Source organism: Nocardia sp. NPDC055050, from assembly GCF_053608345.1.
This window is the reverse complement of sequence record NZ_JBSGVG010000006.1, coordinates 162968-177846: the sequence shown is the minus strand read 5'-3', so window position 1 is coordinate 177846 and position 14879 is coordinate 162968. Positions and strand designations below refer to the sequence as shown.

17 protein-coding genes are annotated in these 14879 nt (G+C 67.8%); 5 read left to right on the top strand and 12 right to left on the bottom strand.

The window, feature by feature from the left end:
* Window positions 1–18: 18 nt before the first annotated feature.
* From ACWGCN_RS08990 to ACWGCN_RS08980, 3 genes are read left to right on the top strand one after another with little or no spacing between them, the layout of a single operon-like run.
* Complete coding sequence (locus ACWGCN_RS08990; protein ID WP_378627478.1) at window positions 19–324, top strand: thiamine-binding protein; 306 nt, start codon at window positions 19–21, stop codon at window positions 322–324.
* Window positions 325–353: 29 nt separating this feature from the next.
* Window positions 354–1169 (top strand): helix-turn-helix domain-containing protein, encoded by an 816-nt coding sequence (locus tag ACWGCN_RS08985; RefSeq protein ID WP_378988054.1) that lies wholly within the window; start codon window positions 354–356, stop codon window positions 1167–1169.
* A complete protein-coding gene (locus ACWGCN_RS08980; protein WP_378988057.1) occupies window positions 1166–1549 on the top strand; it encodes a VOC family protein in 384 nt (127 codons plus the stop codon). Before ACWGCN_RS08985 ends, ACWGCN_RS08980 begins: the two co-directional genes overlap by 4 nt.
* 49 nt (window positions 1550–1598) lie before the next feature.
* Here the strand turns inward: ACWGCN_RS08980 and ACWGCN_RS08975 are convergent, their stop codons facing one another.
* Genes ACWGCN_RS08975 through ACWGCN_RS08950 form a run of 6 tightly spaced genes read right to left on the bottom strand, consistent with a single transcriptional unit; the run spans window position 1599 to window position 6923 of the window.
* Window positions 1599–2054, bottom strand: a complete 456-nt coding sequence (locus tag ACWGCN_RS08975) for a MaoC family dehydratase (RefSeq protein ID WP_378988060.1) — start codon at window positions 2052–2054, stop codon at window positions 1599–1601.
* A complete protein-coding gene (locus tag ACWGCN_RS08970; RefSeq protein WP_452457580.1) occupies window positions 2051–3544 on the bottom strand; it encodes a long-chain-fatty-acid--CoA ligase in 1494 nt (497 codons plus the stop codon). Before ACWGCN_RS08970 ends, ACWGCN_RS08975 begins: the two co-directional genes overlap by 4 nt.
* Before the next feature lie 9 nt (window positions 3545–3553).
* A complete protein-coding gene (locus ACWGCN_RS08965; protein WP_452457579.1) occupies window positions 3554–3832 on the bottom strand; it encodes a hypothetical protein in 279 nt (92 codons plus the stop codon).
* Complete coding sequence (locus ACWGCN_RS08960) at window positions 3829–4986, bottom strand: acyl-CoA dehydrogenase family protein (protein ID WP_379314982.1); 1158 nt, start codon at window positions 4984–4986, stop codon at window positions 3829–3831. Before ACWGCN_RS08960 ends, ACWGCN_RS08965 begins: the two co-directional genes overlap by 4 nt.
* 16 nt (window positions 4987–5002) lie before the next feature.
* Window positions 5003–5755, bottom strand: a complete 753-nt coding sequence (gene fabG / locus ACWGCN_RS08955; RefSeq protein WP_378988073.1) for a 3-oxoacyl-ACP reductase FabG — start codon at window positions 5753–5755, stop codon at window positions 5003–5005.
* Between the two features lie 16 nt (window positions 5756–5771).
* Complete coding sequence (locus ACWGCN_RS08950) at window positions 5772–6923, bottom strand: acyl-CoA dehydrogenase family protein (protein ID WP_452457578.1); 1152 nt, start codon at window positions 6921–6923, stop codon at window positions 5772–5774.
* Window positions 6924–7051: 128 nt separating this feature from the next.
* Here ACWGCN_RS08950 and ACWGCN_RS08945 point away from each other — a divergent pair, with 128 nt between their 5' ends.
* Window positions 7052–7687: a TetR/AcrR family transcriptional regulator gene (locus ACWGCN_RS08945; protein ID WP_378988079.1), complete on the top strand. Its 636-nt coding sequence runs from the start codon at window positions 7052–7054 to the stop codon at window positions 7685–7687.
* 93 nt (window positions 7688–7780) lie between these two features.
* Here ACWGCN_RS08945 and pafA read toward each other — a convergent pair whose 3' ends face one another.
* The 5 genes from pafA to dop all read right to left on the bottom strand — a co-directional run bounded on the left by pafA (window position 7781) and on the right by dop (window position 12730).
* Entirely contained in the window at window positions 7781–9139 is a 1359-nt protein-coding gene (gene pafA / locus ACWGCN_RS08940) for a Pup--protein ligase (protein ID WP_194824832.1), read from the bottom strand.
* Between the two features lie 165 nt (window positions 9140–9304).
* A complete protein-coding gene (prcA, locus tag ACWGCN_RS08935) occupies window positions 9305–10078 on the bottom strand; it encodes a proteasome subunit alpha (protein WP_301901013.1) in 774 nt (257 codons plus the stop codon).
* Window positions 10075–10920 carry a proteasome subunit beta gene (gene prcB, locus ACWGCN_RS08930; protein WP_378988084.1) on the bottom strand — a complete coding sequence of 282 codons (846 nt, stop codon included), beginning with the start codon at window positions 10918–10920 and terminating at the stop codon, window positions 10075–10077. Before prcB ends, prcA begins: the two co-directional genes overlap by 4 nt.
* On the bottom strand, window positions 10917–11111 hold the full coding sequence (locus tag ACWGCN_RS08925; protein WP_019047503.1) for a ubiquitin-like protein Pup: 195 nt from the start codon (window positions 11109–11111) through the stop codon (window positions 10917–10919). Before ACWGCN_RS08925 ends, prcB begins: the two co-directional genes overlap by 4 nt.
* Before the next feature lie 119 nt (window positions 11112–11230).
* Window positions 11231–12730, bottom strand: coding sequence for a depupylase/deamidase Dop (dop, locus tag ACWGCN_RS08920; protein ID WP_378988087.1), 1500 nt, complete (start codon window positions 12728–12730; stop codon window positions 11231–11233).
* Window positions 12731–12878: 148 nt separating this feature from the next.
* Between dop and ACWGCN_RS08915 the strand changes: the two genes are divergently transcribed.
* Window positions 12879–14060 (top strand): DUF418 domain-containing protein, encoded by a 1182-nt coding sequence (locus tag ACWGCN_RS08915; protein WP_452457577.1) that lies wholly within the window; start codon window positions 12879–12881, stop codon window positions 14058–14060.
* Window position 14061: 1 nt separating this feature from the next.
* Here ACWGCN_RS08915 and ACWGCN_RS08910 read toward each other — a convergent pair whose 3' ends face one another.
* Window positions 14062–14787 (bottom strand): TetR/AcrR family transcriptional regulator, encoded by a 726-nt coding sequence (locus ACWGCN_RS08910; RefSeq protein ID WP_378988093.1) that lies wholly within the window; start codon window positions 14785–14787, stop codon window positions 14062–14064.
* Window positions 14788–14879: the final 92 nt, after the last annotated feature.

The window sequence follows — 14879 nt, the reverse complement described above, 5'->3', positions numbered from 1 at the left end:
CCCGCCGAAAGGATCACAATGCTCGTCGCCTTCTCCGTTGCGCCCAGCGGTTCCGCCCACCACGACGGCTCGGTCGGCGAAGCGGTCGCCGCGGCCGTCCGGGTGGTCCGCGCTTCCGGCCTGCCGAACCGCACCGACGCGATGTTCACCACCCTCGAGGGCGAATGGGACGAGGTGATGGCAGTGATCAAAGCCGCCACCGACGCCATCCTGGTCACCGCACCCCGCTGCAGCCTGGTCCTCAAGGCCGATATCCGACCCGGGGTCACCGACGCGCTGCACAGCAAGGTCGACACGGTCGAGCGCTATCTCGCCGACGGGTAGCCGATGCCCACGGGTGCGAGAATGCGAGGGTGAACCTCCGTCCGGCATGCCGTGCCGCGGGCATCGGCGTGGTGTCGATCAGCGAGCACGTCGGCCCCGCTCGGGCACATCGGGCCGTCCCCACCTTGTCGGCTCGACTCGTTGTCGGTCTCGGGGCTCCGCTCGAGGTCGACTACGGCGGACAGACCTTGCGCACGCAGGCTGTCGTGGCCGGCTTGATGCGGCCGGGGCTCGCGACGCCGGTCACCACCCTGCTGCCGCGGCAGCCGACGGCTTACGTCGAGTTGTCGGCGTCGGCCCTGCGCCGCCTGATCGGCATGCCGCTGAGTGAGGTGGACGCGGGCGGTGTGATCGCCGACGCCGTACTGCCGTGGGTGCGTTCGATGTGCGAGGAGTTGGCGGAGCACCCGGCCGCTCGACGCGAGGCTGTTCTGCGCATTCGGCTGCTCGACCAGCTGAACCGGGCCGGGTACGACACCACCGCCGACCACGCCCTGCGCGCGCTGGATCTGATCAGAGCCGGTGGTGGAACGGCGTCGGTCGACGATCTCGCCGACCACGTACACCTGAGCGCCCGGCGTCTGCGCGAGGTGATGCGACGCTCGCTGGGGGTCACCCCGAAATTCGCCTCCCGCGTGGCCCGCCTCGAGTGCGCGGTTCACCGCGCAGGCACGGGCGCAACGTCCTGGGCCCAGGTGGCGGCTGAGTCGGGCTACCACGATCAGAGCCACCTCGTGCGCGAGTTCCGCGACCTCATGAACACCACACCGACCGACTGGCTCGCGGAAGAGGGCCGAAATCTACAAGGCAGGCAACGCCCTGCTCCACGACCATGGGAAACATGAACAGCCAACTGGTCCCGAAGCTGCTGGTCTCCGACGCGGACGCCGCAATCACCTTCTACACCCAGGCGCTCGGAGCCGAGGTGAGTCTGCGCGTCGCCGAGGACGCGGTGGTGCACCACGCCGAACTCACGCTCGGCTCCGTCGTGTTCGCGCTGGCACACAGTGCCGAGGAGTGGGGGTGGGCCGACCCGGAATCGGTGGGTGGCTCGCCGGTACTGCTCGTGCTCACTGTCGCCGATCCCGACGCGACAGCGCAGCGGATGGCCCAGCACGGAGCCGAGGTCGTGATCCCCGTCGACAACCGTCCCTACGGCAAGCGACAGGGCAGGGTGAAGGACCCCTTCGGGCACCTCTGGGTCCTCAGCGGCGAACTGCGATAGGCCACCGGGCCGCTGTGGCGAGTGCGGGTGCCCTCGCCACGGCCGGATCTCACAGCATGCAGCGGGCGATCGAGTCGGCCACGCACGCTGGGCGGTCGGCGTTTTCGAGCTCGACGGTGACGTGACGGTGGACTTGGACGCCGCCGGTGACCTCGGTGACCTCGGTGAGCGTGAGGTGGGCGCGAATACGGCTGTCGACCGGGACGGGAGTGAGGAAGCGGACTCGGTCGAGGCCGTAGTTGATGCCTGCCTTCGCCGCGCTGACGGTCATGATCTGCTGGGTCATCGGCACGATCAGCGACAGGGTGAGGAAGCCGTGGGCGATGGTGGTGCCGTAGGGGCCCGCGGCGGCGCGCTCAGCGTCGACGTGGATCCACTGGTGATCGTCGGTGGCCTCGGCGAACAGGTCGATGCGACGCTGGTCGACGGTGATCCAATCGCTGGGGCCGAGTTCGGTGCCGACCGCCGCCCGCAGCGCGTCGACATCAGCGAAATCCGTGGTCATGCCGTTCCTCCGAAACGTTGGCGCAGTGCGCGTTTGAGAACTTTATGGGTGGGGCCGAGGGGTAGCTCGGTCACGAATTCGACGCGGCGCGGGTACTTGTACTTCGCGACCTGCTGCTTGGCGAAGTCGATCACCTCCCGCTCGGTCAGCGCGCCCTCGGGCACAACGACCGCCACGACCTCCTCACCGTAATGGGGGTCGGGCACCCCGATCACCGCCACCTGCGCGATCCGCGGGTGCCGCATCAGGGCCGCTTCGACCTCGGTCGGATACACATTGAATCCGCCGCGCAGGATCATCTCCTTGATCCGGTCGACGATGCGCACCCGACCGGTGTCGTCCCTCGTGCCGAGGTCACCGGTCCGGAACCAGCCGTCGACCACGGCCGCGGCGGTGGCTTCCGGCCTGCCGGTGTAGCCGCTGAACACGTTGTGCCCGCGCACCACCACCTCGCCCACGTCGCCGACCGGCAGCAGTTCGATGCGATCGGCGATCGCGGGATCGGCGATCTCCACGTCGACGCCCCACACCGGATGTCCGACGGTGCCGGCCTCGGTACCGAAGCACGGCTGGTTCACCGCGGCGGTCGGCGAGGTCTCCGACAGGCCATAGCCCTCGAGTACCGGCGCGTGGAAGACCCGCTCGAATTCCTCGAGCACGGCGACGGGCAGCGCTGCGCCACCGCTGATACAGAGTTTCAGCTCGGGCAGTACCGGCGCCGAACCCGCCGCTTCGATCAACGACAGATACATGGTGGGTACGCCGTGGAACAGGTTGACCCGCTCGGCCGCCATCAGCGACACCGCCGCGGCCGCATCGAATCTCGGCATCAGCACCAGGGTGCCGCCCACCCGCCACTGCGAATTCATCGATACCGTCTGCCCGAACACGTGGAACAGCGGCAGCGCGCCGAGAGCGATGTCGTCGCGGTGGATTTCGTTGGCGTCGAAGGTGTTCACCGTCGCGCACATCACCATGTTGAGATGGCTGAGCTCGGCGCCCTTGGGTGTACCGGTGGTGCCGCTGGTGTAGAAGACGACCGCCGTATCGAGCGGACCACGCGAGACGAAGTTCGAGATCGCCGTGCCGGCAAGCTCTTCGGGCGCCACCACATCGATGCCCACGTTCCTCGCCGCTTCGCTCCCGGTCGCCGCGACCATCGGATGACAGATCAGCAGCGAGGCACCGCTGTCACGCAGCACATATTCCATCTCCGGCGCGGTGAGCAGCAGATGGACGGGCACCACCGTCGCGCCCGCGGCGAGGACGGCGAAATAGGCGCGCGGGAAATCGACGGTATTGGGACACAGCAGCGCTATCCGGTCGCCGGGTCGCACACCACGCGCGATCAGGGCGCCGGCCTGTTCGCGGGCTTCGCGCCACAGATCGGCGAAGGTGATGCGGTGCTCACCCTCGATCAGAGCGAGGTGATGCGGGCGGCGGCGGGCGGGTTCGGCGAGAATGCTCGCCAGGGAAAGTGTGGCGTTCACGGGTGGTTCCTAACGACAACGTTGGCGGAAAGCAGTGGCCACCGCACAAGGCGGGGCTGGATGCGATGGCAACCGGGGGCGAACACCGCACCGGTCACGGATGCTCGTCACGATCGACGACAACCGCGCCACATCGTCGACTGCACCGAAATCCATGCTCGGCAGCCGCTGCACCGGGGCCGTGATCGCTTGTGCGGCAAGGTCATCGGGTTGAACCTCGGCCGGCGCGCCCCCGTACCGGCCGAACGGCGTCCGCACGCCGTCGACCAGATACGCGGTGCCGGTCACAAGCCCATGTCCTTGGCGATGATCATCTTCATCACCTCGCTGGTGCCCCCGTAGATCCGGTTGACCCGGTTGTCGGCGTACAGGCGGGCCACCGGGTACTCGTTGATGTAGCCGTAGCCGCCGTGCAGTTGCAGGCAGCGGTCGATCACTCGCGAGGCCACCTCGGAGCAGAACAGTTTGGCCGAGGCCGCGTCGGCGGCGGTGAGTTCCTCGCGGTCGAGGGCCTCCAGCGCCCGGTCGACGACCGCCTCGGCGGCATCGACCTCGGCCTGGCAAGCGGCCAGTTCGAACTTGGTGTTCTGGAACTGCGCGACCGGCCTGCCGAAAACGTCACGGCCCCTGGTGTACTCGAGAGTGAACCGGATCGCCGCCTTGGCCTGGGCATAGGCGCCGAGGGCGATCGAGAGCCGTTCCTGCGGCAGATTCCGGCCCAGGTAGCTGAACCCCTTGTTCGCCTCCCCCAGCAGGTCCGACACCGGAACCCGCACGTCGGTGAAGGACAGCTCGGCGGTGTCGGAGACCTTCAGACCCAGCTTGTCCAGCTTGCGTCCCACCGCGTACCCCGGCGACTTCGTATCGACGACGAGCAGCGAGATCCCGTGGCGGCGATCTGTTTCCGACGGCGGAGCGGTCCGCGCGCAGACGATCACCCGGTCGGCGTGCACACCGCCGGTGATGAAGGTCTTCGACCCGTTGAGCACATAGTGCGTGCCGTCCTCGGACAGCTGTGCGGTGGTGCGCATTCCGGCGAGGTCGGATCCGGTGCCGGGCTCGGTCATCGCGATCGCGAACATGATCTCGCCCGAGACGAATCCCGGCAGCCAGCGCTGCTTCTGTTCGTCGGTCGCGAGGTTCTTCAGATACGGCAGACACAGGCCCACGTGCACGCCGGAGCCGCCGAAAGACACACCGGCGCGGGTGGTCTCCTCCAGCAGGATCGCCTGGAACTTGAACGATTCGATGCCGGCGCCTCCGTACTGCTCGGGCACCTCGATCCCGAACACCCCGAGGCCGGCCAGCTCGGCGTAGAACTCGCGCGGCACGATGCCCGCCTCGTACCACTGGTCGTAGACCGGTGAGACCTTCGATTCGATGAACGCCCGCACGGTCTTGCGGAATGCTGCGTGCTCGTCGGTGAAAACTGTTCTCTGCATGGGGTTTCTCCGCAATCTAGAGACGGCGTCCGCCGTCGACGTACACGGTCTGTCCGGTGACGAAACCGGCGTCGTCGGAGGCGAGGAACGCCACCACGTTCGCGATGTCGGCGGGCACGCCGACCCGTCGCAGCGGGGTGATCTCGGCGGTCTTCGCCTGCAAATCCTCGGCACTCACGCCCATCCGCGCCGCGGTGGCCGCGGTCATCTCGGTGGCGATGAAGCCGGGGGCGACCGCGTTGACGCGAATCCCGAACGGGCCGAGTTCCATGGCGAGGGTGCGGGTCAGGCCCTGGATGCCCGCTTTGGCCGCCGCGTAGTTGGCCTGACCGCGATTGCCGAGCGCCGAGACGCTCGAGGTGTTGACGATGGCGCCGCCACCGTTGTCCACCATGTGCTTCTGCGCGGCCTTGCTGCACAGGAACGCGCCGCGCAGGTGCACCGCCATGACGGTGTCCCAGTCCTCGACCGACATCTTGAACAGCAGGTTGTCGCGCAGCACGCCCGCGTTGTTCACCAGCACGTCGAGCGAGCCGAGATCGGCCACGGTACGCGCGACGGCGTCGGCCACCTGCGCCTCGTCGGCGACGTCGCAACCGAGGCCGATCGCGGTGCCGCCTGCCGCGTTGATCTTCCCGGCGGCCAGCACGGCAGCGTCGGTGTCGAGATCGACGACGGCCACGGCGAATCCGTCGTCGGCCAGTCGGGCGGCGGTCGCCGCGCCGATGCCGCGAGCCGCCCCGGTGACGAAGGCTGTTCTGTGGGTCATGGGTCGTACTCCTGTGTCAGACAATGGCGTTCACGCCGGTGAGGGCGCGCCCGATGAGCAGTTTCTGGATCTGGGTGGTGCCCTCGTAGAGAGTCAGTACGCGCGCGTCACGCAGATACTTGGCGACGGGGTATTCGTCGATGTAGCCGTAGCCGCCGAACACCTGGATCGCGTTGTTGGCGGCCGAGACCGCGGCTTCGGAGGCGAACAGCTTCGCCATCGACGCGGCGGTGCCGAAGGCTTGCCCGCGGTCGGCGAGATCGGCCGCGCGCCAGGCGAGCAGCCGGGCGGCGTCGGTCGCGACGGCGATATCGGACAGCAGCTCCTGGACCAGCTGGTAACCGGCGATCGGCTTGCCGAACTGTTCGCGCTCACCGGCATAACGCACCGCGGCTTCGAGGCAGGCCCGGGCCACGCCGACGCACCCGGACGCGACCCCGATGCGGCCCTTGTCGAGCGCGGACATCGCGATCCGGAAGCCCTGCCCCTCCTCGCCGAGGCGCAGCGCGTCGGGCACCCGGACGCGATCGAGGACGAATTCGGCGGTGGCCTGGCCGCGCAGCCCGAGCTTGCCCTTGATCTCGGTCCGGCCGAAGCCCGCCGCGTCCGTCGGCACCACGAACGCGGTGACCCCCTTGGGGCCGGGCCCGCCGGTCCGCGCGAACACCAGCGCGTGATCGGCCCAGGTCCCGTTGGTGATGAAGATCTTGGTGCCGGACAGAACCCAGTCCGACCCGTCGCGGACGCCGCGGGCGTCCAGATTCGCCGCGTCGGAGCCGGTGCCGGGTTCGGTCAGCGCGAAACAGCCGAGCTGTTCACCCGCGCAGATCCCGGGCAGGAATCGCTGCTTCTGCTCCTCGGTGCCGTAGGCGGCGATCGACTTGCCGAACAGCCCGAGCGAGACCGACACGATGCCGCGCACCGCGCTGTCACCGCGGCCGAGCTCCTCGAGCAGCAGGCAGTAGTCGAAGGTGTCGCCGCCGGAGCCACCGTAGTGCTCGGCGATCCCGATGCCCAGGAAACCGAGAGCGCCGAGTTTGCCGACGATCGCCGGGTCCACCGATTCGTCGCGATCCCACTGCGCGGCATACGGCACGACTTCCTTGTCCACCCACGTTCGGGCGAGTTCACGCAGGTCGGACTGCGCGGGGGTGAGCTGGAAATCCACGGAACCACTCCTGAACCAAACGGCGTTAGGTTTACTCGGGCACCGTATCCTAACGCTGTTCGGTTAATCAAGAGTCATTTTCGGCATCGGTGATACCGTTCGATTCCCGACGAGAGAGGAAGTACCGCATGGCGAGGCCGCGCGTTCCGCTGTTGAGCCGCGAGCGCATTCGCGACGCCGCGCTGGTCCTGATCGACCGCGACGGGCTCGCCGAAGTCTCCATGCGCAAATTGGGCGCCGAACTCGGCGTGCAGGCCGCCTCGCTCTACGGCCACTACCCGAACAAGGACGACCTGTTCGACGACATCGCCACCGGCATCATGAGCCACGTCGACACCTCGGCCTTCGACTCCATGAGCTGGGATCGCGCACTCGCGGACTGGGCGCGCAGCTATCGCGGCGCGCTGGCCACCCACCCGAACTTCGTGCCGTACCTGGCCACCGGCCCGGGCCGCCGAGCCGAGAACCTGCGCGCCGCCGACGCCGTACACGGCGGTCTGGTCGGTGCGGGCTGGCCACCGCGCTACGCCACCATGATCGGCGCGGCCACCCGCTACCTGGTCATGGGTTCGACGGTGGGCTCGTTCGCCGGCGGCTTCGCCGACGACGTGCAGGTCTACCGCGACCGCTACCCGCACCTGAATCAGGCACACCTGCTGCGGGCGATCGCCGACGAAATCGATGACGACAGCTTCGAATTGGCGCTCACCGCGTTCATCGCCGGCCTCACCGCCACCTACGCGACCGTCGTCACCGCGGACTGAGCCTGCCCACACACAACAAAACCGGTGGCGCCTACGCGATCGCTCCCATGCGCCACCGGTTCTGTTGTCGGTCCCCCCGTCTGAGGGGTTCGCCTACATCGAGGCGATCAGCCGGTCGACGCGTTCGTCGACCGATCGGAACGGATCCTTGCACAGCACCGTGCGCTGCGCCTGATCGTTCAGCTTGAGGTGCACCCAGTCGACGGTGAAGTCGCGGCCGGCTTCCTGCGCGGCGGTGATGAAGTCACCACGCAGCTTGGCTCGCGTCGTCTGCGGCGGGGTGTCCACGGCGGCATCGACGGCGTCGTCCTCGGTGATCCGCTTGGCCAGACCCTTGCGCTGGAGCAGGTCGAAGACCCCGCGACCACGCTTGATGTCGTGGTAGGCCAGATCCAGCTGGGCGATCTTGGGATCCGACATCTCCATGCTGTAGCGGTCCTGGTAGCGCTGGAACAGCTTGCGCTTGATCACCCAGTCGATCTCGGTGTCGACCTTGGCGAAGTCCTGCGCCTCGACCGCGTCGAGCGTGCGACCCCACAGATCCACCACCGCGTCGACCTGCGGATCGCGATCGCGGTTGCGCAGGTGCTCGACGGCGCGGGCGTAGTACTCGCGCTGGATCTCCAGGGCACTGGCCTGGCGCCCGCCGGCCAGGCGCACGGGACGGCGACCGGTGAGATCGTGGCTGACCTCGCGAATGGCCCGTATCGGGTTGTCGAGCGCGAAATCGCGGAACGACACCCCTGCCTCGATCATCTCCAGCACCAGCGAGGCGGTACCGACCTTGAGCATGGTGGTCGGTTCGGCCATGTTGGAGTCACCGACGATCACGTGCAGGCGCCGGTACTTCTCGGCGTCGGCGTGCGGCTCGTCGCGGGTGTTGATGATCGGGCGCGAGCGAGTGGTCGCCGAGGAGACGCCCTCCCAGATGTGCTCGGCGCGCTGTGACAGGCAGAACGTGGCCGCCTTCGGCGTCTGCAGCACCTTGCCCGCGCCACAGATGAGCTGGCGGGTGACCAGGAACGGGAGCAGCACATCCGAGATCCGGGAGAACTCGCCCGCCCGGACCACGAGGAAGTTCTCGTGGCAGCCGTAGGAGTTGCCCGCGGAGTCGGTGTTGTTCTTGAACAGGTAGATGTCGCCGCCGATGCCTTCTTCGGCGAGGCGCTGTTCGGCGTCTATGAGCAGGTCCTCCAGCACCCGCTCGCCGGCCCGGTCGTGGGTGACCAACTGGACCAGGCTGTCGCATTCGGCGGTGGCGTACTCGGGATGCGATCCGACGTCGAGGTACAACCTGGCACCGTTGCGAAGGAAGACATTGGAGCTACGGCCCCAGGACACCACCCGGCGGAACAAGTACCGGGCTACCTCGTCGGGGGACAGCCGACGGTGACCGTGGAAGGTGCATGTCACACCGAACTCGGTCTCGATCCCCATGATTCGTCGCTGCACACTATCGACAGTACAGCCATGACCAGTGCCCGCGCGGCGCTCCTGACATCCCATTCGCATACGTGTTCACAACGATTCGGACAGCGAACGACCTCCGCGCACACGACGAGATCGGGCCTGCGAACCGGTGCGATTCGCAGGCCCGATCATGATCGTGACGGTGGGTTATTTCCCCGCGTCGTCGTCGGGTTCTGGCAGCTTCGCCTCTTTGACCGGCTTGGGCTTGGACTTCGACGCGGCCAGCGCCGACTCCAGGGCGGGGCCCTGCAGCCTGCGGAACGCCCGGCGCGGCCGCTGCTGCTCGAGCGTGGCCACCTCGAGGGAGGCCTCACCGAGCGAACGCTTGTCCTTGTCGGCTTCGGGCTGACCGGCCAGCAGTGCGCCGATCGCCACCTTCAACGCGTCGTCCAGGGACAGACCCGGCTTGTAGGTGGCTTTGAGCTGGGTCAGGATCGGCTCGGTGGTGCCGCCCATGACGACGTACTCGCGTTCGTCGACGATGGACCCGTCGAAGGTGATCCGGTACAGCACCGAGGTCGGTGACTGTTCGGGATAACCCACCTCGGCGACGCAGATCTCCACCTCGTAGGGCTTGAGCTGATCGGTGAAGATCGACCCGAGGGTCTGCGCGTACAGGTTGGCCAGTCCACGCCCGGTGACATCGCGCCGGTCGTACTGGTAACCCTTGAGGTCGGCCTGCAAGATGCCGCCGCGGCGCAGTGCCTCGAACTCGTTGTACTTGCCGACCGCGGAGAATCCGACGCGGTCGTAGAGCTCGCTGACCTTGTGCAACGTCGCCGAGGGGTTCTCGGCGACGAACAGCACGCCGTCGGCGTAGACCAGCACGATCACGCTGCGACCGCGACCGATGCCCTTACGGGCGAGCTCGGTCTTGTCGCGCATGATCTGCTCGGCCGAGGCGTAATACGGCAGCGTCATAGGACGGCGCCCCCTTCTTCCGCGGCTTCCCGATCGGCGATCACACCGCGGGCGATCTCGGCGAGACGATCCTCACCGATCTCGTCCGCACCGTCGGCGTCGATCACCACCGCTGTCGGGTAGATCCCGCGCAGCATGTCGGGACCACCGGTGGCGGTGTCGTCGTCGGCGGCGTCGAACAGTGATTCCACCGCGATCCGCAGCGCCCGGTCCTGGTCGATGCCGCGCTGGTAGAGCTTCTTCAGCGACGACTTCGCGAACGTCGAACCGGAGCCGACGGCGGTGTAGCCGAACCGCTCCTCGCTACGCCCGCCGACCACGTCGTAGGACACGATGCGGCCGGACCGGTCGGGGTCGAGGATCTGGTCGTCGAAACCGACCAGCAGCGGGATCGCTGCCAGGCCCTGCATGGCGGCAGGCAGGTTGTCGCGAACCATTTTCGACAGCTTGTTGGCTTTACCGTCGAAGGTGAGCGGCACGCCTTCGATCTTCTCGTAGTACTCCAGCTCCACGGCGAACAGCCGCACCATCTCGATCGCGATGCCCGCGGTACCGGCGATACCCGCGGCCGAGAAGGTGTCGGTGATGTACACCTTCTCGGTGTCGCGGCTGGCGAGCAGGTTGCCCATGGTGGCCCTGCGGTCGCCCGCGATCAGCACGCCGCCACGGTAGGTGACCGCGACGATGGTGGTGCCGTGCGGCGCCAGATCCTTCGTCGCGGTCAGATCCGAGATCGGGAACCTGTTGGCGGGCAACAGGTCCGGAGCGTGCATGCGGAGATGTTCGGTGAACGAGGAGAGAGCCCGCCCCGCGTGGAGGCGCAAGGGGTCACCTGGGGTCACTGGCCGCCCTTCTGCACATATGCCCGCACGAAGTCTTCGGCGTTCTCTTCGAGCACGTCATCGATCTCATCGAGCAAGTCGTCGGTTTCCTCCGCCAGCTTCTCGCGGCGTTCCTGCCCTGCCGCGTCTACGCCCTCGGGGCCCTCGTCCTCGTCGCCACCCCCGGCGCGCTTGGTCTGCTCTTGTGCCATGGCAGCCGACCTCCTCTTCCTCATCACGATGATCGTGTGTGTCCCACAACCCTACCGAGCGGATCCGACAAGGTGGTCGATAGCGATCGGATTGTCGCGCAGTCGACCCCTCGATCGCGTCAGTGGGTGAGCTGCTCGACCAGCTCCGCGGCCGTGCGCGAGGCATCGAGCAGCCTGCCGACGTGCGCTTTCGTGCCCCGGCGCGGTTCCAGCGTCGGAATCCGGACCAGCGAATCACCACCGAGATCGAAGATCACCGAATCCCAACTGGCGGCGGCGATATCGGCGCCGAAGCGTCGCAGGCACTCACCGCGGAAGTAGGCGCGGGTGTCGGTGGGCGGGTTGGTCATCGCGTCGAGCACCTGCTGTTCGCTGACGAGCCGCTGCATCGACCCGCGGGCGACCAGGCGGTTGTAGAGCCCCTTGTCCAGGCGAACGTCGGAGTACTGCAGGTCCATCAGGTGCAGTTTGGGCGCGGCCCAGCCCAGGCCTTCCCTGGTGCGCATGCCCTCGAGCAGTCGCAGTTTGGCCGGCCAGTCGAGCAGGTGCGCGGCGTCCATCGGATCGCGCTCGAGCAGGTCAAGGACCATCGCCCACTTGTCGATGATGTCGAGCACGCGCGGGTCTTCGTTGGCTTCGCGCTGGACGAACTTGGCCACGCGCTCGTGGTAGAGCCGTTGCAGCGCAAGGCCGGTCAGCTCGCGCCCGTCGGCCAGCGCGACGGTGGCGCGCAGCGTCGGGTCGTGGCTGATCTGGTGCACGGCGGTGACCGGGCGGGCCAGCTGGAACTCCGAGAGGTCCTCGCCCGCCTCGATCATGTCGAGCACCAGCGCGGTGGTGCCGACCTTGAGGTAGGTCGACATCTCGGCGAGGTTGGCGTCACCGATGATCACGTGCAGCCGCCGGTACTTGTCGGCGTCGGCGTGTGGCTCGTCGCGGGTGTTGATGATGCCGCGCTTGAGCGTGGTCTCCAGGCCGACCTCGACCTCGATGTAGTCGGCACGCTGGGACAGCTGGAAACCGGCGTGGTCACCCGATTGCCCGATGCCGACCCGGCCCGCGCCACAGATCACCTGACGGGAGACGAAGAACGGGGTCAGTCCGGCGATGATGTGGCTGAAGGGGGTGTCGCGGCTCATCAGGTAGTTCTCGTGGGTGCCGTAGGACGCGCCCTTGCCGTCGACATTGTTCTTGTACAGCTGCAGCCGGGGCGCCCCCGGCACGCTGGAGGCGTGCCGGGCGGCCGCCTCCATCACCCGCTCGCCCGCTTTGTCCCAGATCACCGCGTCGAGCGGGTCGACGACCTCGGGGGCGGAGTACTCCGGGTGCGCGTGGTCGACGTAGAGCCGGGCGCCGTTGGTGAGGATCATGTTGGCCGCGCCGACCTCGTCGGCGTCAATGACCGGGGCGGGCCCGCTCATCCGGCTGAGGTCGAAACCACGCGCGTCACGCAGCGGGGATTCGACCTCGTAGTCCCAGCGGGTGCGCTTGGCTCGCGGCACTCCCGCGGCGGCGGCATAGGCGAGAACGGCCTGCGTGGAGGTGAGGATCGGGTTGGCCGTCGGCTCCGTAGGGGTCGAGATGCCGTATTCGACCTCGATTCCGATGATGCGCTGCATACCGTCGAGCCTAGGCGACGTGCTGTACCCGCACCCGCATCTCGGCCCAGCGGGGCTGCTGGAGGCCGGCAACCTCCCCCAAGAGGGGGACCCCGGAATCGTTCTCGTGAGCGATCCGCCGGGCCGCTCACGCGCCGATACTCGGTGCATGACCGATGCCGTCGCACCCCCCACCGAAGCGCCCGTCGCGCCCCGGCCCGCTCGCCTGATCGCGCTGGATGTGCTGCGCGGCATCGCGATCCTGGGCACCCTCGGCACCAATATCTGGATCTTCACCAATTCGGCAGGCATGGTCGGCTACTTGGACGAGCTCGCCGCGGCCCCCGAGAACGCCTGGATGTGGTCCGAGCGGGTGCTGCAGCAACTCGCCCAGGGCAAGTTCCTGGGCCTGCTGACGGTGATGTTCGGGATCGGCCTGGCCATCCAGCAGGGTTCGGCCCAGCGGGCGGGTCGGCCGTGGCCCGGCAGATATCCCTACCGCGCGGGGCTGCTGTTCCTCGACGGCCTGCTGAACTTTCTGCTCGTCGCGGAGTTCGACGTCCTGATGGGTTACGCGATGACCGGCCTCGTCGTCGCCTACATCCTCGCGACAACCGAACGAGCGCAACGCCGTTGGCTGATCATCGCCGCCTCGGTCCACGTGACGATGTTGACGTCGATAGCCGCCGCGTTGGCCTTCGCGCCACAGCAGGACAGCACCGAGTCGGCACCGCTGGATCCCAATCCCTACGCGGACGGCTCCTTCTGGGATCTGGTGCTGTTCCGCCTCGACCACGCGCTGATCTTCCGGCTCGAGGCGATCTTCGTGTTCCCGATGTCGATCGCACTGTTCCTGCTCGGCGCGCGACTGTTCCGGGCGGGCGTCTTCCGGCCCGAGGGCGCACGCATTCGACGGCGGCTCATGGTGGTCGGGTTCGCGATCGCCGCCCCGCTGGATCTGACACTCGGCCTCGCGGGCGGCGGCGACTTCATCTTCGTCGCGCGGTACGCGACGGCACCGTTCGTCGCCCTCGGAATCTTGGCCGCGGTCGCCGAGTTCTACCTGCGCAAACCACGCCTCGGGTTCGCGGGCACCCGGCTGAGCGAAGTCGGCCGCACCGCGCTCAGCTGCTACATCCTGCAGAACCTGATCGCCGGTTTCCTCTGCTACGGCTGGGGTCTCGGGCTGGCGGCGCGGGTACCGGATTCGGCCAAGGTGCCGTTCACGGTGGCGATCTACCTGGTCGTGGCCGTCGCGATCATCCTCTTCGCGCACCTGTGGTTGCGTCGTTTCGAGCGCGGTCCCGTGGAGTGGCTGTGGAATCGAACCTATCGCGCGCTGGCCGGTTGAGTCAGCGCAGCCGCTCGTCGGGCGGCGGGGCCGCGTCCGGCGCGATGAGCAGGTCGGCGATCAGCGAATCCCGTTGCAGCGGAACTCCGAGACTGCGGGCATTGCCCTCGAACAGCGACAGCACCGACTCGGTCAGAATGCCCTGCACCTGCTCGGTGGTGAGCACCGGCTCCGGGTCCGCACGCCAACTCGCCACCACACCGTCGACGAGGCCGACCATGCCGAACGCCATCGGCCGCCCGCGCGCCGGGTCGATGCCGAAGCGGGCCAGGGTGGCCGCGAAGATGTCGGCGAGCTGTCCACCCACCGCACGGCCCGCGCCGCTGAGACTCGGCGCGCCCTGCGGTGCCGCATCGCCGAGAAAGCGATGCAGATTCGGATGGCGCTCGATCCAGCCGAGATAGGTGCCGATGGCGCCGCGCACGGCGTCTTTGAGTGCGCCGTCGGACTGCAGCGCGGGTAGCAACTCCGCGAGCAGCAACTCCAGGATCCGCTGCCGCGCGAGTGCGTCGAGTTCGGCCCGGCCACCGACATGGCGGTAGACCACCGGTCGTGGCAGCGCCAGATGCTCGGCGATCAGCTGCACCGAGATCTCGAGACCGTGTTGCTCGATCACCTCGATGGCGGCGTCGATCATCTCCGCGCGACGGCGCTCTTTGTGCCCGTGCCAGCGGGTGGCGCGACCGTCGGCGGCGGTCTGATCGGCGTGCGCGGATGGGGCAGTCACAGTGCTAACGATACCCGTGCCGACGTTGACCGTGACACCGCGTTCCACTAACCTTGGTGATACACGCTGTAACACCAAGCGTGGCACGTTCC